Raw genomic sequence first — 23,335 nt, forward strand, 5'->3', positions numbered from 1 at the left:
CGTCGGGGTCATGAGCGGCGGCACCGTCTGGTTTGTGGGCGCAGGGCCGGGTGATCCGGAACTCATCACCGTGAAGGGCAGGGCGCTGATCGAGCGCGCGGGGGCCATTTTGTTTGCCGGCTCCCTGGTCAGTGAAGCTGCCATGCGCTGGGCACCGGCGGGCTGCGTGATCGCCGACAGCAAGGACATGACGCTGGAGCAGATGTCGGCCTGGCTGATCATTCAGGCCGGGCGCTGCCAGACCGTGGTGCGCCTGCAGACCGGCGACCCTGGCCTGTATGGCGCGCTGATCGAGCTGGTGCAGCCGCTGGACGCGGCCGGCGTGCCGATTGCCGTGGTGCCGGGCGTGTCGTCAGCCATGGCTTCTGCCGCAACGGCAGTCGAAAGCCTGACGCTGCCCGAAGTCACCCAGACCGTGATTTTTACCCGGGTGGAAGGGCGTACGCCCATGCCCGAGGGCGAATCGCTGGAGGCGCTGGCCGCGCACCACAGCACGCTGTGCATTTTCCTGAGCATCACGCTGATGGGGCGTGTCGCGGCGGCGCTGACGGCGGCCGGCTGGTCGCCCGATGCGCCGGTGGTGGTGGTTCACAAGGCCAGCTGGCCGGGTGAGGAAAAAATCATTCGGGGCACCGTGGCCACCATTCAAGGCCTGTGCCGCGACGCCAAAATCGTCAGCCAGTCAATGGTCATTGCGAGCCCGACGCTGGGCGCGCGGCATTGGCAAACACTGGCCAAATCCAAACTGTACGACGCCAGCTTCACGCACAAATTCCGGCGCGCCAGCACCGGCCTGACAACCGATACATCCCAAAACCTTCCGGAGACAACATGACAGCAGACACCATTCTTCTGGTGGGCCACGGCTCGCGCGAAAAATCAGGCAACGACGAAATTGAAGCGTTTGCGCAGCAGTGGCGCGCGCGGCAGCCGAACTGGCGCATCGAGATTTGCTTCATCGAGTTTTCTGAAATCACCATGAGCGAAGGTTTGCGTCGCGCCGCTACCGGCTCGCAGCGCGTGATGGTGGTGCCGCTGATTTTGAACGCCGCCGGGCACGTCAAGATGGACATTCCGCAAGCCATTGACGGCGCGCGGCTGAAGTTTCCGGGGGTGCAGTTCCTGTACGCCCCGCACCTGACGGCGTGCGATCACATCCTGTCGATTGTCAAACGTCGCCTGAAGGGCGCGATGCAGGCGCTGGACATGCCGGACCCGACGACCACCGGCGTGGTGATGCTGGGGCGTGGCTCGTCGGACCGCCAGGCCAATGGCGAGATGGCCAAGATGGCGCGCTGGCTGATGGAAGAAACCGACCACCCGCTGGTCGACCTGGCCTTCACCGGCATCACCTGGCCGCGTCTTGAAAAAGCGGTGCAGCGGCAAAGCCTGCTGGGCATGACGCAAGTGGTGGTGCTGCCTTACTACCTGTTCAACGGCACGCTGGTCGAGCGCATCACCCGGCAGGTCGACAACCTGAAAACCCAGTACCCCACTATCCGGTTTACCTCAACCAACTACTTCGGCTTTGAGCGGGAAATCTTTGAGCTGCTGGAAGAACGGGTGAATGACTTGAAAAGTGGCGTCACCGCGTCACGCATGCCGTGCGATGGTTGCAAATACCGCGAGTTCGGGGTCGCAAACGGTATGGGTGGCCACCACCACGACGACGCCGTTGCGCACAACCATGAACATGATCACGCGCACGAACATGAACATGCCCATGAACATGCGCATCCCCCTGCCCAGGCCACCATACAAATTCATGCGCACCCGCATCCACACCCGCATGCGCATGACCATGCCCATCCGCACGATGTGGCCCACCCATGAGCCATGCCAACATCGTCACCGAGCAGCTTACGGCTGCAGGCCGGGCCATTGAGCACGACTCTTTTGCAGTGATTGACCGCGAAGTGGCATCGCACGGCTACACAGCGGATCAGTGGCCCATCGTGCGCCGCATGATTCACGCCAATGCCGACTTTGACTTCAACGGCATGACCGACTTTCACCCGCAGGCGGTTGCGGCCGGCGTGGCGGCAGTGCTGTCACACGGCACGCGTGTGGTGGCCGATGTGGAGATGATTTGCGTTGGGCTGTCGGCGCCGCGACTGGGCCACTTTGGCATGGCCACGCACCAGTTCATCTCGGACGCCGATGTGATTGAGGCCGCCAAGGCCGAAGGCACGACCCGCGCCGTGCAGGCCATGCGCAAGGCGCACCACCTGGGCTTGATCAACGGCGCCATCGTGGGAATCGGCAATGCCCCCACCGCCCTGATCGAGCTGGTGCGGCTGATTCATGACGAGGGCGCGCGTCCGGCCCTGGTTGTGGGCATGCCGGTGGGATTCGTCTCGGCGGCGGAGTCCAAGGACCTGATGGCGTTGGAAAACGCGGTGCCGTGGATGGTGATTCGCGGCCGCAAGGGCGGCTCGACGCTGGTGGTGGCAGCGATTCATGCCCTGCTGGGTCTGGCCGAGGCGCAAGAAGTGCTGCAGAAAGCGTCTGCATGATGGAAAAAAACGCGCCACGCGGCACCCGCACCGGGTTCACCACCGGCGCGTGTTCGGCTGCGGCGGCGCGTGCGGCCACGCTGGGGCTGGTGACCGGGCAGGTACCCGACCGCATTGAATGCCTGCTGCCCAATGGCGACCTGGTAACTTTTGACGTGCTGGAGGGCGCGGTCAATGGGGACACGGCGCATGCCATGGTCATCAAGGATGCCGGCGACGACCCGGACTGCACCGACAAGGCGCACCTCACGGCTGACGTGGCGCTGCGCCGCGACCTGCCCGGCCAAGTGGTGCTGACTGGCGGGTTTGGCGTGGGCACGGTGACCATGCCTGGCCTGGGCCTGGCGGTGGGAGGCCCGGCTATCAATCCGGTGCCGCGCCGCAACATCACGGCCAATGTGCAGGCTGCAGCAGGGGAACTGCTGGAAGAAACAGGGTTTGAAGTCTGCATTTCCGTGCCGCAAGGCCTGGAGATGGCCAAAAAAACCCTGAACGCGCGGCTTGGTATTCTGGGCGGCATTTCCATTCTGGGCACCTCGGGCATCGTCAAGCCGTACTCGACAGCGGCCTACCGCGCCAGCGTGGTGCAGGGCGTACAGGTGGCGGGCACGCTGGGCCATGGCGTGGTGGTGCTGACCACTGGCGGGCGCACCGAGAAGTTCGTGATGGCCGAGATGCCGCACCTGCCCGAACCGGCTTTTGTGCAGATGGGTGACTTTTTGCGCTACGCCATGAGCGCGGCGGTGAAAGCCGGTTTGAAGCAGGTGGTGATTGGCGGCATGGTCGGCAAGCTGACAAAAATAGCGCAGGGCGAAACCATCACACACGCCGGACGGGCCGAGGTTGATACCGGCCTGCTCGCCGACATTGCGGCCAGCCTGGGCGCAGCGCCAGACGTGTGCGAGGCAATTCGCGGCAACGAAACTGCGCGCTATGCAGGCGAGCGCATGGACGCGCTCGGCCTGGGACCAGCTTTTCACAAGGCCTTGGCCCAGCGTGTGATCCAGACCCTGCAAGCGCGCTACCCCGATAAATTTGATTTGAAAGTGCTGGTCTGCGACTTTGACGGTCGCAAGATAGCGGAGGCTCCTTGAATTTAGAAACAACCCATCTGATTGAAAAATGCCGGATCATCGGCGTGCTGGACGACGGCGTCGCCAGCCTGGGGCGCACCGCGCTGACGCACCTGGCGCAAGCGCAACTGGTGATTGGCGGTACGCGCGCGCTGCAGCTGTTGGCCGGGCAGATGGATCCGGCCGCCCTGCAGCGAGACCTGACAGGCGCGCTGTCGCAGGTTCCCGAGTGGATCCGTACCGCCCAAAGCGAACACCAGCGCGTGGTGGTGCTGGCCACGGGCGACCCGCTGTGCCACGGCATTGCCGCCTATCTGGCGTCGCGCCTCTGCATCGAGGCGATTGAGGTAATGCCCAATGTCTCGACGCTGCAACTGGCCTGCGCCCGGCTGGGCCTGCCATGGCAGGACATGAAGTTTTCATCGGTGCACAGCAAGGATGCGGGCGACTGGGTAGAGGGGTCAGAGCCAAGCCACGGCCTGTATGCGCTGCTGCGCGATATTCGCCAGAACGATCGCCTGGCCATCTTGACCAGTCCCACCAACACGCCGGACCGGATAGCCCGCATGCTGGTCACCGAAGGCCTGGCCGATGATTTCGAGATGGCGGTGGCCGAACGCCTGTGCCAGCCCGAGGAGCGGATTGTCAGCGGCATGCGCATCAGCGCTGCTGCGCAGATGCCGTTTGCTGATCCCAACGTGGTGCTGCTCTGGCGCACGTCTTTACGCCCCGAACCTGTTCTGCTGGGCCTGCCCGATGCCCGCTACCAGCAGCGCTACCCCGAAAAAGGTCTGCTCACCAAGCAAGAAGTGCGCGCGGTATCACTGGCCAGGATGCAATTGCGCGCCAGCAGCGTGGTGTGGGACATTGGCGCGGGTTCGGGCTCTGTGGGGCTGGAGGCAGCGCGGCTGTGCAGCCAGGGCCATGTCTACGCGATAGAGAAAAATATCGACGACGGCGTCAATGTGCGCGACAACCGCCGGGCGCTGGGCGTCAGCAACCACACGCTGGTGCATGGCAAGGCACCCGACGGCCTGCAGCACTGGCCCGACCCGGACGCCGTGTTCATTGGCGGCTCGGGCGGCGAACTGGCCGCGCTGATCGGCCTGATATTGCAGCGCTTGAGGCCCGAGGGTTGGCTGGTGATGAACTTCGTCACGCTGGAAAACCTGGCCACTGCCGTCGAGACGCTCAAGTCGCTGGGTGTGGCCTGGGACGTGTTGCAGTTGCAGGCCTCCCGCAGCAAGCCGATCTTGCACATGAATCGCATGGCGGCCGAAAACCCGGTGTGGCTGGTGTGTGCGCAAAAAGTCACCGTGCTCCAAGCCGCCGTGAAAGGGAAAAGCGATGACTGAACGCCACCTTGCTTCCTCGGCGCCAGCCCCGGGCCGCCTGTTCGGCGTGTCTTTAGGCCCCGGCGATCCCGGCCTCATCACCCGCCGCGCCTGGGCCTTGCTGGAGCGCCCTGATGCGGTGTGGACCTACCCGGTGCGCAGCCTGCGCAAGGAAAGCTACGCGCTCGACATTGCACTGCGCGCCGGGCTGGCGCTGCCCGCACAGCACCAGCCGCTGCTGTTTCCCATGACGCACGATGTGGAAAAACTCGCCCGCCACTGGCTCAAGGCCGCCGAGACCGTGAAGGCGCTGCTGGCGACCGGCCGTGACGTGCTCTTTCTGGTTGAAGGCGATGCCTCTACCTATGCCAGCTTTTGCTACCTGGCCCGCGTGCTGCGCGAACTCGATGCCGATGCAAAAATCGACATCGTGCCCGGTGTCACTTCCTTCAACGCGGCCTGCGCCCGGCTGCAGATGCCGCTGTCGGAGCAGGACGACACCATCGCCATCGTGCCCGCAGCCTACGGCATTGCAGCGGTTGAAAAAATGCTCGAAGACTTCGACACCCTGGTGCTGATGAAGGTCAAGCCGCTGCTCGACGACCTGATTGACCTGCTGGACCGCCGGGGCCTGCTGGCGCACAGCCGCTTCATTGAAAAAGCCGGTTCCCCGGTGGAGCGAATTGTTCACGACGTGGCTGAACTCAAGGGCACCCAGGTCAATTACCTGTCGCTGCTGCTGGTCAAGAACCCGGGCCGTGCGCGCGGCGACATGCAGCGCGGCTGCCGCAAGAAAACAAGCACTGAAATCGAAGAGGAAACTTTAGGATGACCATGAACCCCTTGCCCCATAACGACTCCGCCGTGCGCGTCGTGCTGGTCGCCATCACCAAACACGGCGCGCAGCAAACGGCCCAACTGGCGCGCCAGTTGCCGCAGGCGAGCGTCTGCGTGGCTGAAAAATTCGCACCACTCATGGCCGGTTTGCCCAACCTGGTGCGCGCCTACAACGGTGCGTTCCGCGATGAAATCGCCACGCTGTTCACGGAGTTTGACCAGGTCGTTTTCTTTGTCTCGCTGGGTGCGGTGGTGCGGCTGATTGCCCCGCACCTGAAAAGCAAGGACGAAGACCCCGGTGTGCTGGTGGTCGATGACGCGGGGCAGTTCGTGATTCCGGTGCTGTCGGGCCATGTGGGCGGCGCCAACGCCATGGCCGAGCAGGTGGCCGGGTTGCTCGGCGCTACTGCCGTGCTGACCACGGCTTCTGACGTGGGCAAGACCATTGCGGTGGATATTCTGGGCCGCGAACTCGGCTGGAAGGTGGAGGCGCCCAAGCTCAACATCACCCGCGTTTCGGCCCATGTCGTCAATGGCGAACCGGTTGCCGTGGTGCAGGAAGCCGGCAGCCCGAACTGGTGGACCCGGCCCACGCCGCTGCCCGCCACCATTCATCAATTTAAAAAATTTGAAGACGTTGACCTGAACCACTTCAAGGCGGTGCTGTGGATTACCCACGCCGAGGTCACGGCGGAGCGCTGGCAGCAGCTTGACGAGCGCCTGGTGGTGTACCGCCCGCCGCAAGCGCAGGTGGCATGAATCGCCCCTTGTTTCAAATTGCCGTGGGCCTGGGCTGCGACCGCGGCACACCGCTGGCGACGTTGCAGCAAGCGCTGGACGAGGCGCTGGCGCTGGCGGGCGCGCAGCTGGGTGACGTGGTCGCCGCCGCCAGTATCGACCTCAAGGCGGACGAGCCTGGTTTGCTGGCCCTGGCCGCACAGCACGGCTGGACGCTGAATTTCTATACCCCCTCGCAACTGGCCGTCGTGCCCGTGCCCAACCCGTCCGAGACGGTGCGCAAGTACACCGGCAGCCCGTCCGTCAGCGAAGCGGCCGCCTTGCTGGCGGGTTCGGCAACGGCGCAAGCGCTTCCCGCCACGGCGCTACGGGTTGAAAAACATAAACACCGGGGCTCCGACGGGCGAAATGCCACGGTGTCCCTGGCCCTTTGCAGCTTTTCCTCTTTTTGATTTTTTTTGATTTCTAACTCTGAAATGGAGCAACCCATGAACGCCTCTTCCGCCTCTTCCGCCCCTTCCGCCTCTTTCTCACCTTCCCTTGACGCCTTGCCCGCCAGCGCTGTGCGCAGCGCGCTGCTACAGCTCGCCGCTGGTGCGGCCCTGGGGCTGGTCGTGCTGTACGGCGTGGCGTTTGCCGAAAGCCCGCTGGCGCACAACGCCGCGCATGACGTGCGTCACGTCACCGTCAAGCCTTGCCACTGAACCGGGAGTCACCCATGATTTTTCAACGGTTGATCTGGGCCGCGCTGGCGGCCGCCCTGCTGGTTGGCAGTGTCCAGTCCGGTGTGCAGCGGTGGCAGGCTGTGCCAATTATTCAGGCCGCCGAAGTCTATGAGGGGCAGAAGGCCGAGACGCCGGCAGCACCGCTAGCGGCCATGGCGCATGCCCACGCCGAAGGTGCAGCGCCAGCGCATGAACACGGCACGGCAGAGGAATGGGCGCCGACCGATGGCGCCGAACGCATTTTCTGGACCTGGGTGGCCAACGTCCTGTATGCCTTCAGCATGGCGCTGCTGGTGTTTGCCGTCATGGGCGTCTGCCTGTGGCGCGGCACGGCAATGCGTTCTTTGCCGCTGGGTTTGCTGGTGGCGGCTGCAGGCTGGCTCAGTTTCCATTTCTTGCCCTCGCTCGGCTTGCATGCCGAGATTCCCGGCATGGACGCAGCCCGCCTGGGCTCGCGCCAGGGCTGGTGGGTGCTGGCGGCAGGCAGCGCAGCGCTGGCGTGTGTTTCGCTGGCCGGCCTGCGGGGTCCATCGCGTTGGGCGGCAGCGGCAGCGTGGCTGGCCTTGCCTTTTGTCGTGGGTGCGCCGCACATCAGCGCTGACCCGCTGGCCGGTTTTAGCGGCGAGGCACAGGCGCAATTGCGCGAACTCGGCACGCAGTTCATCTGGGCCACCACCTGGCTGTCGCTGTCTTTCTGGGTGTCGATGGGGCTGGTGTGCGGCGCGGCGTTCCAGCGCTGGCTGCGTCCGGTGATGGCGGCAACGTTTGAACGCGCCAGGCCGCTGGCATCCGCCGGCAAGGCGGTGAACCCATGACCCGCCCGCAAGGAAAAATCATGCTGGTGGGCATTGGCCCCGGCAGCCACGACCACATGACGCACCGCGCGCGCGCGGCCATTGCCGAGTCGGATGTGGTGGTGGGGTATGTCACTTATATCAAGCTGGTGGCTGATTTGCTCGAAGGCAAGGAAGTCGTGCGCAAGGGCATGACCGAAGAGCTGGACCGCGCCGTGCATGCGCTGGCCAGCGCCCGCGAAGGCAAAAAGGTGGCGCTGATTTCTTCCGGCGATGCCGGCGTGTACGGCATGGCCGGGCCCACCTACGAGGTGCTGTTTCAGGCTGGCTGGACGCCAGAATCCGACGTGGAGGTCGAAGTTGTGCCGGGCGCGTCGGCCATCAATGCCTGCGCGGCGCTGGTGGGAGCGCCCCTGACGCACGACTTTTGCTCGATTTCCTTGTCTGACCTGCTCACGCCCTGGCCGGTGATTGCCCGCCGCCTGGACGCCGTGGCCGCTGCCGATTTTGTCGTGGCGCTATATAACCCCAAGAGCGGTCGCCGCACCCAGCAAATTGTGGAAGCCCAGCGCCTGTTCCTTCGGCACCGCAGGCCAGATACACCGGTGGCGGTGGTGAAGTCAGCGTATCGCCGCCGCGAGCGCATTGAATTCACCACACTTGACAAAATGTCGGACTGCGACATCGGCATGCTGACCACGGTGTTGATCGGCAACAGCAACACCTTTATCCGTCATGGCCTGATGGTGACACCGCGTGGTTATGCCAACAAGTACGAGTTGCATGGTGACGGCAGTACCCGCGAGGGCGAAAGGCCTGGCCGCTCGCTGTCCACAGGCTTGCTGGGCTGGATGGAAAACCTGAAGGCCGACCGTGCCGAGGGCGAGAGCATTGCTGAGCTGGCGCTGCGCCACAAACTGCCTGCGGACTATATCGAGGCCGTGCTGATGACACCGGCAGAGGACGTGGCGGTCAAGGAAGAAGCGGCCAGTACCGAGGAGTCGGAGACATGAACGAGGTGATCAAGCCGAAAATTGGCAGCTACAAACGCCACCTGCTGATCTGCACCGGGACGCGCTGCACGCAGGATGGTGCTTCCCAGGCGCTGTTTGACAGCTTGGGCGACAAGTTCAAGGCCGCCGGCCTGCACGACGGCGAGATGCGCGTCAAGCGCAGCCGCGTGAGCTGCTTTGCCGCCTGCAAGGGCGGGCCGGTGATGTGTGTGCAGCCTGATGGTGTCTGGTACTACAACGTCACCCCGGCCAACATGGACCGCATCATTGAGCAGCATCTGGTTGGTGGCCAGCCTGTGGCCGATCTGGTGTTTCACCAGGGACCGGATGGCTGCGATGCCAGCTGAGGCCCTGCGGCCCTCGGGCCAGGGGTTCGTGTCCATTGTGGGCGCGGGGCCGGGCCCGGTTGATTTGATGACCCTGCGGGCACGTGACCGGCTGCAGCGTGCCGAGGTGGTGATGTATGACCGCCTGATCACGCCCGAGGTGCTGGCCTTGATCCCCGAGGCGGCAGAGCGTGTGTATGTGGGCAAGGCCCTGGGGTATCACTCCGTGCCGCAAACCGGCATTCATGCGCTGCTGGTTCAGCATGCACGCATGGGGCGGCGAGTCGTTCGGCTCAAGGGCGGGGACCCGTATGTGTTCGGGCGCGGCGGCGAAGAGGTGCAGGCCTTGCAGGCGGAAGGCATTGCCTTTGAGGTGGTACCGGGCGTGACTGCGGCCAGCGCGTGTTCGGCGGCGGCGGGCATTCCCTTGACCCACCGCGACCTGGCCGCCAGCTGTGTTTTCTTGCCCGGTCACCTGGCCGACGACAACGCGACGCACGACTGGGCAGCCTTGGCAAAATCCGGGCAAACGCGTGTTTTTTACATGGGCCTGCAGCGACTGCCACAAATAGCCCACCAGTTGATCGCACACGGCCTGGCACCCGATACCCCTGCAGCCATCGTGCGCGATGGCGCGCGCGCCACCCAGACCGTGATGGCCACCGGCTTGCGCGACCTCGTCGCGCGTGCGCTAGGGTATGGTCCCCAGCCCGGCTTGCTTATCATTGGCGAGACGGTACAACTCAGTCCTGATTTCCACCCTCCTGCACAGTGAGCCCCATGCAAATAGAAACCCCACCGTCAGACAAGCCCTATGAAAAACCCGAGGGCGAACGGCGCGGCCTGCTGATCGTCAACACCGGCGACGGCAAGGGCAAAAGCACCGCCGCTTTTGGCCTGGCGCTGCGCGCCCACGGCCGCCACCATGTGCATGGCAAGACCGTCAAGATTTTCCAGTTCATGAAAGTGCCCAGCGCGCGCTTTGGCGAACACCGCATGTTCGAGCAGCTGGGCATTCCGATCGAAGGGCTGGGCGACGGCTTCAGCTGGAAGAGCCAGGACCTGGAGCATTCCGCCCAGCTGGCGCGCAACGGCTGGGAAAAAGCCAAGGCCGACATCCTGAGCGGCGAGAACTTCATGGTGGTGCTCGACGAGATGACCTATCCGCTGATCTACGGCTGGATGCCGCTGGACGACGTGCTGCTGACGCTGCAAAACCGCCCGAAAGACGTGCATGTGGTCATCACCGGCCGCCGCTGCCCGCCCGAGATCATCGCGCTGGCCGACACCGTGACCGAAATGATCAAGGTCAAACATGCGTTCAACGCCGGCATTCCGGCCCAGCGCGGCATTGAAGACTGATGCCGTGAGTCTGCCCGGTGAAGACCATGCCTTCAGCCTGTCCGAGCGGCAGGCGGTGTACCGCGCCATTCACGCGCGGCGCGACATGCGCCACTTCAGCGGCGGCACGGTCGCCGACGACCTGCTGCAGCGCCTGCTGTCGGCCGCGCACCATGCGCCCAGTGTCGGTTTCATGCAGCCGTGGCGCTTTATCCGGGTGCGCAGCCAGCCGCTGCGTGAAAGCATGCATGCGCTGGTCGAGCAGGAGCGCGTGCTGACCGCGCAGGCGCTGGGCGAGCGCGAAGATGAATTCATGACGCTGAAAGTGCAGGGCGTACTCGACGCCGCCGAACTGCTGGTGGTGGCCTTGCCGCCGGGGCGCGAAGCGCATGTGTTTGGCCGCCGCACCCTGCCCGAGATGGACCTGGCGTCCGCCGCCTGCGCCATTCAAAACCTCTGGCTGGCCGCCCGTGCCGAGGGGCTGGGTATGGGCTGGGTGTCGATTTTTTGCCCGGTCAAGCTGGCCGAGCTGCTGAAGATGCCCGAAGGCAGCAGGCCCATCGCCATGTTGTGCCTCGGCCCGGTCCATGCCTTTTACGACCAGCCCATGCTGCAGGCCGAAAAGTGGGCGCACCGCGCCGCGCTGGGCGACATGGTGTTTGACGACGTGTGGGGCCAGCCCGGCGGCCCTTTTGCCGCATCTTCGCCTGATCCAGGTTCATCTGATAGCCGATAGCCGATAGCCGATAGCCGATAGCGAAAGTTAACGCCATGCCTTTTGAAAATGCCCTGTTCCAGCTGGCCCAGCTGTTCCTCTGGCCGGTGACCCTGCTGGTGTTTGCCGTGTTTGCCTATGCCGTGATGAGCCTGGGCGCTTTCACCGTGGAATGGACACGCCGCCGCAAACAGCCTGGCCGGGTGCTGGTGCTGAACCGCGTCAGCGGCCGCTCGGCCGAAGCGCTGGAGCTGGCGGTGCTCAAGGAGCTGGAAGGCCTGCGCCTGTGCAGCCGCGTTGCGCCCATGCTGGGTCTGGTCGCCACCATGATTCCCATGGGGCCGGCGCTGGTGGCAGTGGCGTCGGGCCAGTCGCAGGGTGTGGCGCAAAGCCTGGCACCTGCGTTTGCTGCGGTCATCGTGGCGCTGGTGGCCGCGTCCATCACCTTCGTGGTGTACAGCGTGCGCCGGCGCTGGCTGCTGGCGGAAATGCTGGTGGTGCTGGACGGGCAGGTGGCATGAACCCGCCCGGCAAACCCGCCGCTGCCAGACCGCGCCTGCGCATCCTGGACGAGGACGACGACGACCCGGTGCTTTCGACCATCAACCTGATCGACGTGTTCCTGGTGGTGATCGGCATGCTCTTGATCGCCGTCATCAACAACCCGATGAACCTGTTCGCCAACGACAAGCTGACCATCATCCGCAATGAAGGCAAGCCCGACATGGAAATCATCACCAGGGAGGGCAACAAGGTGACCCGGTTCAAGGCCAGCGGCGCCTCGGGCGAGGGTGACGGCGAAAAAGCCGGCACGGCCTACCGCATGAAGGACGGCAGCATGGTCTATGTGCCCGCCGGCGCCCAAGAATGAGCAGTGTCTGGAAGCGTTGCTGCTGCCAGATTGCCGCCGTTGTGCTTGGCCTGGCGATCGTCCCGGCACGGGCACAGGCAACGGCGGACGAGCCTGCCGGCCAGCGCATCGTGCTGCTGAGCACCTACCTGGTGTCGCCCGCCCGACTGGCCGGGCTGGCGGAAGCGGCCAGGCAGGCGGGCCTGCCGCTGCAGATCGTGTCTGCCGCGGCCGATACGCCCGACACCCTGCGTCAGGCCCTGCACGGTGCCCGGCTGCTGGTGATTGATGCGCCGCACAGCAGCGTGGCAAGCAGCGCGGCCGCCCGCTTCGGCGAGGCGGCGAACCAGAGCGGCACGCCGTATGTCCTGGTGGGCGAGTTCGGCAGCGTGGCCAAAAATCAGCCACAGGCCGCCGCGCCGCTGCTGGCGCAGCAGGGCGTGGGCGCGGCCTGGGCGCAACGGTTGCGCGAATACTGGCGATTCGGCGGTGCACAGAACATGCGCCTGGCCATGGCGGCCCTCAAGGCCGGTGCCGGGCAGGGCGACGCTGCGCTGGCGGCGCTGCCCCCGGCCGTGCAGCTGCCGCTGGCCGGTTTTTACCATCCGGCATGGCCGCGCATCGAAAACGAGGCCAGCGCCCTGGACAATTTGCCGGACGGCCCGGTTTTTAAGCAAAAAATGCCTTTAACGCACGACACATATGCGCAAGCAGCTATTAAAACAGTAGCAATAGCGGTCAATAGTGCGGTTTTCACTTCGGACGATACCGCGTGGCTCGATACGCTGATTGCCGCGCTGGCGCAGCGCGGGCTGCGCGCCTACGCCTTTTACGGGCCCCGCCAGCAGACGGACCTGTTTTTCCAGGCAACCCATGTGACAACGCCCGCCGGGCCCCGGCGCGTCGCCGATGTCATCATCAATTCGGCGCTGGTGTTCAACCCCGGCGCGCGCAAGGCCGAGCTGGAGCGTATCGGCGTGCCTGTTTTGCAGACCATGCCCGCGCTTGCCATGGACGCCAGTCAGTGGACGGCCAGCAAAGACGGCCTTGCGCTGACCGACGTGGCTTACTACTACACGCCCGGCGAACTGGCGGGCATGGTCGATGCCCTCCTGATCACCGCACGCGACGCCAGGACCGGCGCGCTGCAACCGATTCCCGCGCAGATTGATGCGCTGGCCGACAAGGCCGCCGCGCTGGCCCGCCTGCAGCAGACGCCCCCGGCCCTGCGCCGCGTCGCCCTGATGGTCTACAACTACCCGCAGGGCGAAGGCAACTTTGGCGCGTCGTTTTTGAATGTGCCGAAAAGCCTGCACAACATGCTGGCCGCCATGCAGGCCGCCGGCTACCAGGTCGATGCGCCCGATGCCGGGCAGATCACGCCGCAGGTGCAGGCCACGCTGGCCGCGTTCTACAAGCCCGAAACCCTGGCCGGCCTGCCCGCGCAGGGGCTGGCCGCCGCCTTTCCGCTGCGCCTTTACCTGGCCTGGTTTCGCGCCTTGCCGCCTGAAACCCAGGCGCGCATCGAAGCCTACTGGGGTCCGCCCGAACAAGCCCTGATGCTGCGGCCGCAGACGCGGGCCGACGGGCAGACTGAGCCCGCCTTCATCATTCCCCGCGTTCAGCTGGGCCATGCGGTGGTCATGCCTCAGCCACTGCGCCACGAAGTTACCGCCGGCACTGCCGCCGAACTGCGAAAAAAACGCATCGGTCACCGCTCCGCTGTGCCACTGAGCCACAACTACCTGGCCACCTATCTCTGGCTGCGCACCGAGCTGCAGGCCGATGCGGTGGTGCATGTGGGCACGCATGGCACGCTCGAATGGGCGCCGGGCAAGGAGCGCGGCCTGTCGGTGCAGGACGATCCGCTGCTGGCGCTGGGGGACCTGCCCAACATCTACCCCTACATCATGGACAACCTGGGCGAGGCGCTGACGGCCAAGCGGCGCGGCCGTGCGGTGCTGGTCAGCCATTCCACGCCGATGTTTTCTCCGGCGGGCTTTCGACCCGGCGTGCACGCAATGCACACCCTGATGCACGACTGGGAAACCGTCGCGCCCGGCCCGGTCAGGCAGGAGGTGGAGGCGCGCCTGACCGCACAATTCGTCGAAAACCAGTTCCACCGCGACATCGGCTGGAGCCGGGAAAAAATCCTCGCCGACTTCAGCGGTTTCATGGAACTGCTGCACCCCTACCTCGACGAGATTGCCCAGACCGCGCAGCCGCTGGGCCTGGCCGCATTCGGTGAAGTGCCCAATGCCGGGCGCCGCTTCGGCACCGTAATGCAGACGCTGCGCAAGCCGCTGATCGATGCGTTGGGTGAAGACATCGACGAGGTGTTTTTGCTGGACGCCAAAGCCATCATCCATTCGCGTCCGGCGCGCTGGCTGCAGCTGGCGCTGCAAGACCCGCAGGCGGCCAGCACGCGCGACCTGCGGGTGCAGGATGCGGCCGACGCCGTGAAGGCCGGCACCCTCGATTCGGTGCCCAACCGCGCCCAGGCCAAGGTTCTGGAGCCCGAAGTCCTGCTGGCGCTGGCCCTGCGTGCCCGGCAACTGGATGCGGCGCTGGCCGGCAATGAAGAGATCAGCGGCTTTCTGGCGGCGCTCGATGGCCGGCATGTCTTGGCCAGCTACGGCGGCGACCCGGTGCGCAACCCCGACAGCCTGCCCACCGGCCGCAACCTCTACGGCTTCGACCCCAGCCGCGTGCCCACCCGCCAGGCCTGGGACACGGGCGTGGCCGCCTTTGACGCCTGGATGAAGCAGCACCGGCAAGCACACAGTGACCGCTGGCCCGAGAAGATCGCCTTCACCCTGTGGGCCGGCGAAACCATGCGCCACCAGGGCGTGATGGAGTCGCAGGCGCTGTACGCGCTGGGCGTCAGGCCGCGCTGGGACGACGCCGGCCGCGTCACCGGTCTGGAGGTGCTGCCAGTTGCCGAACTCAAGCGCCCGAGGCTCGATGTGCTGGTCAGCGTCACCGGCTCCTACCGCGACCAGTTCCCGGTGGTGATGCGCTGGATCGACGAGGCCGTGCGCCAGGTCGCCCAGCTCAAGGAAGCTGATAACGGAGTGGCGCGCCACACGCAACAGCTTGCCGGCGCCTTTGCGGCGGCGGGGGCTACGGCAGAGCAGGCCCGGCAATGGGCCACGGCACGGGTGTTTTCCAACGAGCAGGGCAGCTACAGCACCGGCCTGAGCGAAGCCGCCCAGGCCACCGACACCTGGAAAACCGCCGGCAAGGGCGGCGGCGATGCCGACATGGCCCAGCTCTACATGGACCGCATGGGCCATGCCTACGGCGAAGGACTGGAGGGCGCCGGGCGGCACAAGGCTTTCGCCAGGGCCTATGCCCGCAACCTGGCGCAGGTCGATGCCGCCTTGCTGTCACGCACTTCCAACACCTATGGCGTGCTGAGCAGCGACGATCCGTTCCAGTACCTGGGCGGCATGGCGCAGGCGGTGCGCCAGCTCACCGGCAAAGACCCGGCGCTGTATGTGCAAAACCTGCGCGACACCACCGACGTGGTGACCGACAGCGCCGCCAGCGCCATCGCCAAGGAAATGCAGACGCGTTACCTGCATCCCCAGTGGATCAGCGCGCAAAAGGCCGAAGGCTACAGCGGCAGCCTGCAGGTGTTGAAAACCGCGCAGTTTCTGTGGGGCTGGCAGGTCACCGCGCCACAGGCCGTGCGCCAGGACCACTGGCAGTCGCTGCACAACGTCTATGTGCGCGACCAGTACCGGCTGGACACCCGCGAATGGCTCGAAGGCAGCAACCGCGCCGCCTTTGCGCAGACGCTGGAGCGCATGCTCGACGCGATTCGGCTGAACTACTGGCAGCCCGATGCCGATACCCGGCAAGAACTGGTGCAGGCCTACAACGAAGCACGCCAGGCCAGTGGCCTGCGCGAAAGCAATGCGGCGGTGCAGCGTTTTGCGGCGGATGCGGCCCTGGCGCCGGGGGCATCCCGGCCGGTGCCGGTGCAGGACCATGCGGCGGCCCCGCGCCTGGTGCAGGCAACAGCGCCCGGCCTTCCGGCCGCCCTTGAAGCCACCGCCGCGCTGCCTGCGCCGGATGACCTTGCGCCCAGGCCGGTGCGCGGCCTGAAGCTGCTGGAACAGTTGCCCGAAGCCAAGCCGCCCGAGTCGGTGGTGACCGCCCTGGCTTCGCTCTGGGCCATCGGTTTGCTGTTGGCCCTGGGCGCATGGCGGCAGTCGCGCCGCTGGCGGCCTGTGCCGGTGGCTGGGTGGGCGCCGCACGCTGAGCGTCTGTCCCGGCCAGAAATCGCCTGACATGTCGATGGTCTGGTCCAGCCTTCATGCCTTGCCGGGACCTGTCGGGCCCGCCGCCTGCCTGGCGCTGGTGTTGCTGCTGGCGTTGTGGATAGACCGCCGCTGGGGCGAGCCACCCATCGCGGTTCATCCGGTGGTCTGGATCGGGCATTACCTCCAGGTTTGCGGCCGCGTCAGCGTGACTTGCCCGCCTGCGCTGGCGTTTGTGCTCGGCGCGCTGGCCTGGATGGTGGGGGCCGTCGCCGTCGGCGTACTGGCCTGGGGTCTGCAGGCGCTGGCCTTCCGGCAGCTGGCCCGCTTCATCACGCAACCGGCGCTGGAAACCGGGCTGGCTGCCGCCGCACTGGTCGCCGCGATGGCCTGGCTCACCAAGTCCATGCTGTCCTGGCGCATGCTGCGCGATGAAGCCGGTGCGGTGGAAGCGGCCCTGCAACAGTCGCTGGCCGCCGGGCGTGAACGCCTGTCCTGGCTGGTCAGTCGCGACACCGCACAGCTGACGGCGGTGCAGGTGCGCGAAAGCGTCATCGAAACGCTGTCTGAAAACCTCAACGACTCGGTGGTGGCGCCGATTTTCTGGTTTGTCCTGTTCGGCCTGCCGGGCGCAGCTGTCTACCGTTTTGCCAACACCGCCGATGCCATGTGGGGCTACCGGGGCAGCTACAAAGGCCAGTACTGGGAATGGGCCGGCAAATGGGCGGCGCGTGCCGACGATGTGCTGTCGTGGCTGCCGGCGCGGCTGACGGGCTGGCTGCTGATGGGCGTCACAGGCAACTTCTGGCCGGGCGCACTGCGGCGCGAAGCGGCAAAAACCCCCTCGCCCAACAGCGGCTGGCCGATGGCGGCCATGGCGCTGGCGCTGGGGGTCAGCGTGAGCAAGCCCGGCGTGTACACCCTGAACGCCACAGGGTGCGCGCCGCAGGCCGGGGAGGTGCGGCTGGCCCAAAAATATGCATCAAAAGTGGTCTTTGCGCACGCTATGTTTGCACTTGCAGCTATTATTTTTATAGCATTCTCATGGCCATGAAAAGCGTCATGCCATCGCAGCCACCGCGCATGCATGGCGGGCCTGACCACCTTGGCGCGGCGCTGCATGACTTTTCAACCAACAGCAACGCCTGCGCGCCGTGTCCTGCGGCACAAGCGGCTGTCCGGCAAGCCGATGCCAGCCAGTACCCTGACGCCAGCTACACCGCCTTGCGCCGGCAACTGGCCAATTTTCACGGGGTCGATGCGCGGCGCGTGGTGCTGGCGGCCAGCGCCAGCGAATTCATCTTTCGCATCACGGCCCTGACAGCGCAAACAGCCGGGCAGGGCGGCGCCGTCTGGCTGCCGCCGCACAGCTACGGCGACTATGCGCAGGCCGCCCGCGCGCACCGGCTGGCGGTTGCCGCCGAACCGGCCGCCGCGCAACTCCTCTGGGCCTGCGAGCCGTCCAGCCCATTGGGGCTTGCGCAGGCGGGGCTGGAGAAACTGGCCCCCACGCTTGTCGCTTCGCGTACTTTGCGGCCCCCCGGGGGGGCTGAACTTGCTCGGGGTGGCCCTTCGCGGCGTTCGTTGGCCGGCACCGACGCTGTGTGTGTGCTGGACCGTGCCTATGAGCCCTTGCGACTCAGTGGCGCGCCCACCTTGAGCACGGTGCAACTGCAAAGCGTCTGGCAACTCTGGACGCCCAACAAAGCGCTGGGCCTGACCGGTGTGCGCGCTGCGTATGCGATTGCGCCGGTGGACGCCGAAGACGCCGTTGTTGCGCTCGACCAGCTCAGCCCGTCGTGGCCAGTGGGTGCGCATGGCGTGGCGCTGCTGCAAGCCTGGAGCCGCCCCGATGTGCAAGCCTGGCTGGCCGACAGCCTGGTCACGCTGCGTGGCTGGAAAACCCGGCAAATCGATGTGTGCGAGTCTCTGGGCTGGGTTTGCCTGCCCAGCGATGCCAATTTTTTCTGTGCGACGCCGGCATTGCCGAAAGGCCTCCCCCTGTCGTCGGCACTGTCGCTTTTGCGACAGCAGGGCATCAAATTGCGCGACACCGCCTCCTTCGGCCTGAGCGGCCATCTGCGTGTCAGTGTGCAGCCGCCGGCAGTGCAGGATGTGCTGAAAATGGCGTGGACAACCCTGAATGCCATCGCAAACTGAACAACAAAGGCCTGCATGACCCCCGATAAATCGCCCTTGGCCAAATGTGTCATGGTTTTAGGCACCACCAGCGGCGCCGGCAAAAGCTGGCTGACCACCGCGCTGTGCCGTTATTACGCCCGCCAGGGCCTGAGGGTTGCGCCCTACAAGGCGCAGAACATGAGCAACAACGCCCGTGTCGTGGCAGGCGGCGAGATCGGCAGCGCCCAGTATTTCCAGGCGCTGGCGGCACACGCCACGCCCGAGGTGCGCATGAACCCGCTGCTGCTCAAGCCTGAAAAAGACACGCAAAGCCAGGTCGTGCTGATGGGCCAGGTCAACGCCGAACTCTCGCGCATGGAATGGCGCGGGCGCAGCCTCTCGGTCTGGCCGGTGGTGGCGCAGGCGCTGGACGAGTTGATGGCGGAAAACGATGTGGTGGTGATCGAGGGCGCGGGCTCTCCGGCCGAGATCAACCTCAAGTCGTGTGACATCGTGAACATGCGCGTCGCGCTGCATGCGAATGCGGCCTGCCTCTTGGTTACTGACATCGACCGGGGCGGGGCGTTTGCCCATTTGTACGGCACCTGGGCCATGCTGGATGAAGCCGAGCGCAAGCTGATCAAGGGCTTTGTGCTGAACAAGTTCCGGGGCGACGCCAGCCTGCTCGCGCCCGGCCCGCAGATGTTGCAGAACCTGACCGGCGTGCCCACGGTTGCCACACTGCCGATGTGGTGGCAGCATGGCCTGCCCGAGGAAGACGGAATTTTTGACGACCGCAGTACAGCCGCAGGCCAGGTGACGCGAACCGTCGCGGTGATTGCCTACCCGCGCATCAGCAACCTCGACGAATTCCAGCCGCTGAAAAACGTGCCGGGCGTGCGCCTGAAATGGGTGCGCAGCCCGGCCCAACTGATCGATGCCGACTGGGTCGTCCTGCCCGGCTCCAAGGCCACCAGTGCCGATTTGGCCTGGCTGCGCGCGCAGGGGCTGGACCAGGCGATTGCCGCGCATGCCGGGCAGGGCGGCGCAGTGCTGGGTATTTGCGGTGGCCTGCAGATGCTGGGCGAAGCGCTGATTGACCCGCACGGCATCGATGGCAACGGCCCCGGCCTGGGCCTGTTGCCGGTGGTCACGGTGTTTGACGAAAACAAGACCGTGCGGCACCGGCAGACCGTGTTCGCCAGCGTAGGTGGCCCGTGGGCCGGCTTGTCAGGCGTTGAAGTGCAGGGCTACGAAATCCACCATGGCCAGACCGCACCGCATCCGGCCATGGCTGCCGCAGGCGACATGGCCAGTCCGGTCATGCCAGACGGCCTGGCGTGGCAAAACGGCGCCGGCAATGTGCTGGGTTTGTACCTTCACGGGCTGTTTGAAGACCAGCGCGTGCTGCAGGCCCTGTTTGGCGCTGCCGTGCCGACGCTCGATGTCGTGTTCGAGGGGCTGGCCGACTACATCGACAGGCATTTCGAGCCTGGCGTTTTGCAGTCATTGATCACGACGCACTGAAGCCGTCAGGCTGCGCCGAAAAACAAAGTTGACTGTGCGGCTTTTTCTTTTTCCGTAGCCAGGCGTGCGTGAATCAAAGGCCGCCGCAAGCTTGCCAAAGCGTGTAGCTCAAAAGCGACGCATTTTCCCCGATAGGACTTGTCCGTTTCATCCTACAAATGGCTTGGTTGATATCAACGAGTCTGGCTGAGGAATATTCCATCAACCCATCAGGAGACGACATGCCAAGTTTTGCCAGAAAAAATAATCTCTGCTCAATGGCAGTAGCAGGCGCCGTAGCGCTCATGGTTGCGGTTCCAGCCTATGCCTCCAGCCACCGGGAAGCGCCCTTCATATCCGGTCAGTCCAAGCTGGACGGCACCGATCTGTACATGTTTCGAAGCTATGAGCCGGGCCGAGAGGCATATGTCACGCTGATTGCCAACTACATTCCTTTCCAGGATCCGCAAGGCGGGCCAAATTTTTACCAGTTCGACCAGAACGGGTTGTATGAAATCCATGTCGACAACGTGGGCGATGCGAAAGAGCACCTGACGTTCCAGTTCCGCTTCAAGAGCGATACCAAGAAACAGACGCTCAAAGTGGGGGGCAAGGATGTGAGGATCCCGCTGATCAACTCGGGCACCATCAGCGCGGTCAACGATGCCAAACTCAATGTCCGTGAAACCTACACCATCGACATGGTCAAGGAAGACCGCCGCCGCGGAACCAGGACACGCCTGACCAATGCAGCGGGCGGTGCAACCGAATTCGACAAGCCGGTGGACAACATCGGCGACAAGACATTTGGCAGCGCCACGGGCTACGAAGCCTATGCCAACAAGCATATTTACAGCGTGGCCATCCCGGGCTGCGCCAGCCCTGCGAAAGTATTTGTCGGCCAGCGCAAGGAGCCGTTTTATATCGCAGTGGGCAAGATTTTTGACTTGTTCAACTTGAACCCGCTCGGGCCAGAGGTCAATGGCAACAAGAATGACCTTGAAAACAAGAACGTCACCTCGATTGCGATGGAAGTGCCCATCGCCTGCCTGGCCACAGCCGGTGAACCCGTCATCGGTGCGTACACGACGGCCAGCGTGCGACAGGGGCGCCTGATCAATCCGTCGCCAAAAGGGTACAACCGGGCCAGTGTGGAAGGCGGCCCGTGGGCGCAGGTCTCGCGCGTAGGGATGCCACTGGTCAATGAGGTAGTGATCGGGATCGAGGACAAGGACCGCTTCAATTCATCAAAACCATCAGGCGATGCCCAGTTTCTCGACTACGTGACCAATCCGACTTTGCCAGCCCTGGTGCAGACCTTGTTCCCGACCGCGCCAGCGCCAACCAATTTTCCGAGGACCGATCTGGTGACGGTATTTTTGAAAGGGCTAGAAGGCTTGAATCAACCTAAAAACGTGGTTCCCTCGGAAATGCTGCGTCTGAACACCACGACGCCCGTGGCAGTTGCGGCAGCCCAAAATCCGCTGGGTGTGGCTGCTGGCGACAAGGCCGGCTTTCCGAACGGACGCCGTCCTGGCGACGATGTGACCGACTTGTCTTTGCGGGTCGCCATGGGTGCGCTTTGCACGCTGACAGGTGCTGCCGATAGCTTGAAAGTAGGCTGCAAACCATCTGATGCACCGGCGGGCGGTGCGGCCCTGACGGATGGCGTTCGCAAGACCGCGGCCGATTTCAAAACCACCTTTCCCTACCTCAACACGCCGCTTCCAGGCAACTTCAACAATTAAGGAGAAAAATAATGACGCATGGAATTTTATTCAGGGGCGGCGCTTTGACGCTTCTGGCCATTGCGCTGACTGCCTGTGGCAGCAGTGACGGTTCAGACAATGATGTGCCGCAACCTTTGGCCGACAGCTTCATGGCGTTGGTCACGGCGGTGGTTGCCACCAGTTCCGATGAAGCCGACCCGAGGGAGACGGACTCGATCACAGCCACTTCCCCACAAGACACCGATCCTGTGGCAGTGGATGGCTAGGCGCTTGGACGGCAGAAGGTGTGCAGGGCGAAAAGTGGCCCTGCCGAGGACAGTTTTTGCCAAATTTGCAGGCCAATAGCCTGCTACTGGACAAAAAGGCGCTGAAAAATGACCGGTGCGGTCGGTTTGCAGCGCACGTCCTTTCTGCCGCTCAGGCGCTTGGGGCTGGCAAATGCGGCTTCAAGCGTTCACGGGAAGGTCGGGTTGTAGCTTCTGAACGCAGACGCGCCATCAATGCCATTCGGAACAACCCATCAGCCCTCAGAAGGGCTTGATTCATCGAGTGGACCGAGTACCGGCGTGTCTTGGCGCATGCCGGTATCCCATCTTGCTTCGCCATGTCGGGCACCACCATCAACGCGGCCATTCGATTGTTGGCAAAAAGTGGCCCCGGTTTTTTTGAACAACTTTCTCCTGATTTTCAAGTCGACCCTGCGCAGGTCGAAAATTTCATTCCATGCAGCCTCAGCCAGTTTTGGCAGCAAGTTCAAGCAAGCCTGCTCGGGCGCGACGCGCTCCGGGCTTGCATTCGGCATGCCCGTGTTGCGCCAGCCCATCAAGTGGGCAATGTCGAGTCTGGCAGCACTCATTGCATTTCTAAAGCGTGCCGATATGTCGTTGCTTCGCCTTGCCGTGCGACAGCACTGTCTGCGGCTTCGCGCCTGATCTCGGAATGATTCAGAAATGGAATAAGGTCGATTCAGTGGCTTGGGGCTCAGCAATGCCGCCTTGGCGAGTGCGCACTCAAAAAAACAATTCCCAGCGAGAGCTGGCCTCTCCTGGCATGCAGCAGCGCCAGATCAATGGGTTTTCCCTGTCCAACTGATGCACCAAAAACGTTGGCGGAATTCTCAAGTAATTGTCGCTATCAGTCGGCAATCTGGTTGGGATGCAGTTCATGCTGGCTGCAAAATCCAGCCATTGTCTTGCCCTCACGCAACCAGCCAAGGCTGTTGGCGCCCGAAATGCTGGCGTATTCGTGCGCCGTGCGCGGCGCGCTGATTTCCTGACCCTCGAAAACGCCTTCATGTCCAGCCGCCTTCGGCCAGAACTTGTGCCCTGGGTTCCCACTTATAGCGCGGATCAATTTTGCCGGGCCACTGCCGTGCACAACGAAATTTCGGGACGGCGACTTGTCCCCGTCGTCTGTGGCTTAGCTTGTGGATAAGAACAGGGACAAGT

At 64.3% G+C, this 23,335-nt stretch carries 24 protein-coding genes; all 24 read left to right on the plus strand.

The window, feature by feature from the left end; all coding sequences use genetic code 11:
* The first annotated feature begins 10 nt into the window (after window positions 1–10).
* The 24 genes from cobM to IWX85_RS03915 all read left to right on the plus strand — a co-directional run bounded on the left by cobM (window position 11) and on the right by IWX85_RS03915 (window position 22,830).
* Complete coding sequence (gene cobM / locus IWX85_RS03800; RefSeq protein WP_196868803.1) at window positions 11–835, plus strand: precorrin-4 C(11)-methyltransferase; 825 nt, start codon at window positions 11–13, stop codon at window positions 833–835.
* The gene (locus IWX85_RS03805) at window positions 832–1,833 is read left to right on the plus strand and encodes a sirohydrochlorin chelatase (protein ID WP_196868804.1); all 1,002 of its coding nucleotides are present in this window, start codon (window positions 832–834) and stop codon (window positions 1,831–1,833) included. Before cobM ends, IWX85_RS03805 begins: the two co-directional genes overlap by 4 nt.
* Window positions 1,830–2,516, plus strand: coding sequence for a precorrin-8X methylmutase (locus IWX85_RS03810; protein ID WP_196868805.1), 687 nt, complete (start codon window positions 1,830–1,832; stop codon window positions 2,514–2,516). Before IWX85_RS03805 ends, IWX85_RS03810 begins: the two co-directional genes overlap by 4 nt.
* Window positions 2,513–3,610, plus strand: a complete 1,098-nt coding sequence (locus IWX85_RS03815) for a cobalt-precorrin-5B (C(1))-methyltransferase (protein ID WP_196868806.1) — start codon at window positions 2,513–2,515, stop codon at window positions 3,608–3,610. Before IWX85_RS03810 ends, IWX85_RS03815 begins: the two co-directional genes overlap by 4 nt.
* A complete protein-coding gene (cbiE, locus tag IWX85_RS03820) occupies window positions 3,607–4,944 on the plus strand; it encodes a precorrin-6y C5,15-methyltransferase (decarboxylating) subunit CbiE (protein ID WP_196868807.1) in 1,338 nt (445 codons plus the stop codon). The genes IWX85_RS03815 and cbiE overlap by 4 nt, the downstream gene beginning before the upstream one ends.
* Entirely contained in the window at window positions 4,937–5,755 is an 819-nt protein-coding gene (gene cobI / locus IWX85_RS03825; protein WP_196868808.1) for a precorrin-2 C(20)-methyltransferase, read from the plus strand. Before cbiE ends, cobI begins: the two co-directional genes overlap by 8 nt.
* Window positions 5,752–6,519: a cobalamin biosynthesis central domain-containing protein gene (locus IWX85_RS03830; RefSeq protein ID WP_196868809.1), complete on the plus strand. Its 768-nt coding sequence runs from the start codon at window positions 5,752–5,754 to the stop codon at window positions 6,517–6,519. Before cobI ends, IWX85_RS03830 begins: the two co-directional genes overlap by 4 nt.
* Window positions 6,516–6,950 carry a cobalamin biosynthesis protein gene (locus IWX85_RS03835; RefSeq protein WP_196868810.1) on the plus strand — a complete coding sequence of 145 codons (435 nt, stop codon included), beginning with the start codon at window positions 6,516–6,518 and terminating at the stop codon, window positions 6,948–6,950. The genes IWX85_RS03830 and IWX85_RS03835 overlap by 4 nt, the downstream gene beginning before the upstream one ends.
* Window positions 6,951–6,986: 36 nt before the next feature.
* On the plus strand, window positions 6,987–7,202 hold the full coding sequence (locus IWX85_RS03840; protein ID WP_081932726.1) for a CbtB domain-containing protein: 216 nt from the start codon (window positions 6,987–6,989) through the stop codon (window positions 7,200–7,202).
* 14 nt (window positions 7,203–7,216) lie between these two features.
* The gene (locus IWX85_RS03845) at window positions 7,217–8,038 is read left to right on the plus strand and encodes a CbtA family protein (RefSeq protein WP_196868811.1); all 822 of its coding nucleotides are present in this window, start codon (window positions 7,217–7,219) and stop codon (window positions 8,036–8,038) included.
* Window positions 8,035–9,030 carry a precorrin-3B C(17)-methyltransferase gene (cobJ, locus tag IWX85_RS03850; protein ID WP_196868812.1) on the plus strand — a complete coding sequence of 332 codons (996 nt, stop codon included), beginning with the start codon at window positions 8,035–8,037 and terminating at the stop codon, window positions 9,028–9,030. Before IWX85_RS03845 ends, cobJ begins: the two co-directional genes overlap by 4 nt.
* Window positions 9,027–9,377: a ferredoxin gene (locus tag IWX85_RS03855; protein ID WP_036811422.1), complete on the plus strand. Its 351-nt coding sequence runs from the start codon at window positions 9,027–9,029 to the stop codon at window positions 9,375–9,377. The genes cobJ and IWX85_RS03855 overlap by 4 nt, the downstream gene beginning before the upstream one ends.
* Window positions 9,367–10,131, plus strand: a complete 765-nt coding sequence (gene cobA, locus IWX85_RS03860) for a uroporphyrinogen-III C-methyltransferase (protein WP_196868813.1) — start codon at window positions 9,367–9,369, stop codon at window positions 10,129–10,131. Before IWX85_RS03855 ends, cobA begins: the two co-directional genes overlap by 11 nt.
* 5 nt (window positions 10,132–10,136) lie before the next feature.
* Window positions 10,137–10,718, plus strand: coding sequence for a cob(I)yrinic acid a,c-diamide adenosyltransferase (cobO, locus tag IWX85_RS03865; protein WP_196868814.1), 582 nt, complete (start codon window positions 10,137–10,139; stop codon window positions 10,716–10,718).
* Window positions 10,672–11,433 carry a 5,6-dimethylbenzimidazole synthase gene (bluB, locus tag IWX85_RS03870; RefSeq protein ID WP_231379510.1) on the plus strand — a complete coding sequence of 254 codons (762 nt, stop codon included), beginning with the start codon at window positions 10,672–10,674 and terminating at the stop codon, window positions 11,431–11,433. Before cobO ends, bluB begins: the two co-directional genes overlap by 47 nt.
* A 35-nt stretch (window positions 11,434–11,468) precedes the next feature.
* On the plus strand, window positions 11,469–11,933 hold the full coding sequence (locus IWX85_RS03875; RefSeq protein WP_036811428.1) for a MotA/TolQ/ExbB proton channel family protein: 465 nt from the start codon (window positions 11,469–11,471) through the stop codon (window positions 11,931–11,933).
* The gene (locus tag IWX85_RS03880) at window positions 11,930–12,283 is read left to right on the plus strand and encodes a DUF2149 domain-containing protein (protein WP_051984404.1); all 354 of its coding nucleotides are present in this window, start codon (window positions 11,930–11,932) and stop codon (window positions 12,281–12,283) included. The genes IWX85_RS03875 and IWX85_RS03880 overlap by 4 nt, the downstream gene beginning before the upstream one ends.
* Window positions 12,280–16,560, plus strand: a complete 4,281-nt coding sequence (gene cobN, locus IWX85_RS03885) for a cobaltochelatase subunit CobN (protein ID WP_196868816.1) — start codon at window positions 12,280–12,282, stop codon at window positions 16,558–16,560. The genes IWX85_RS03880 and cobN overlap by 4 nt, the downstream gene beginning before the upstream one ends.
* 7 nt (window positions 16,561–16,567) lie before the next feature.
* A complete protein-coding gene (gene cbiB / locus IWX85_RS03890) occupies window positions 16,568–17,584 on the plus strand; it encodes an adenosylcobinamide-phosphate synthase CbiB (RefSeq protein WP_196868890.1) in 1,017 nt (338 codons plus the stop codon).
* A complete protein-coding gene (locus IWX85_RS03895) occupies window positions 17,581–18,690 on the plus strand; it encodes an aminotransferase class I/II-fold pyridoxal phosphate-dependent enzyme (protein WP_370584211.1) in 1,110 nt (369 codons plus the stop codon). The genes cbiB and IWX85_RS03895 overlap by 4 nt, the downstream gene beginning before the upstream one ends.
* Before the next feature lie 15 nt (window positions 18,691–18,705).
* Complete coding sequence (locus tag IWX85_RS03900) at window positions 18,706–20,178, plus strand: cobyric acid synthase (protein ID WP_196868817.1); 1,473 nt, start codon at window positions 18,706–18,708, stop codon at window positions 20,176–20,178.
* 284 nt (window positions 20,179–20,462) lie between these two features.
* On the plus strand, window positions 20,463–21,905 hold the full coding sequence (locus tag IWX85_RS03905; protein ID WP_231379512.1) for a DUF4331 domain-containing protein: 1,443 nt from the start codon (window positions 20,463–20,465) through the stop codon (window positions 21,903–21,905).
* A gap of 11 nt (window positions 21,906–21,916) precedes the next feature.
* Window positions 21,917–22,153 carry a hypothetical protein gene (locus IWX85_RS03910; protein WP_036811438.1) on the plus strand — a complete coding sequence of 79 codons (237 nt, stop codon included), beginning with the start codon at window positions 21,917–21,919 and terminating at the stop codon, window positions 22,151–22,153.
* 338 nt (window positions 22,154–22,491) lie between these two features.
* Window positions 22,492–22,830, plus strand: coding sequence for a hypothetical protein (locus tag IWX85_RS03915; RefSeq protein ID WP_196868819.1), 339 nt, complete (start codon window positions 22,492–22,494; stop codon window positions 22,828–22,830).
* The last annotated feature ends 505 nt before the right edge of the window (window positions 22,831–23,335 follow it).

It is taken from the genome of Polaromonas sp. CG_9.11 (assembly GCF_015752225.1).
Taxonomy (GTDB): Bacteria; Pseudomonadota; Gammaproteobacteria; order Burkholderiales; family Burkholderiaceae_C; genus Polaromonas.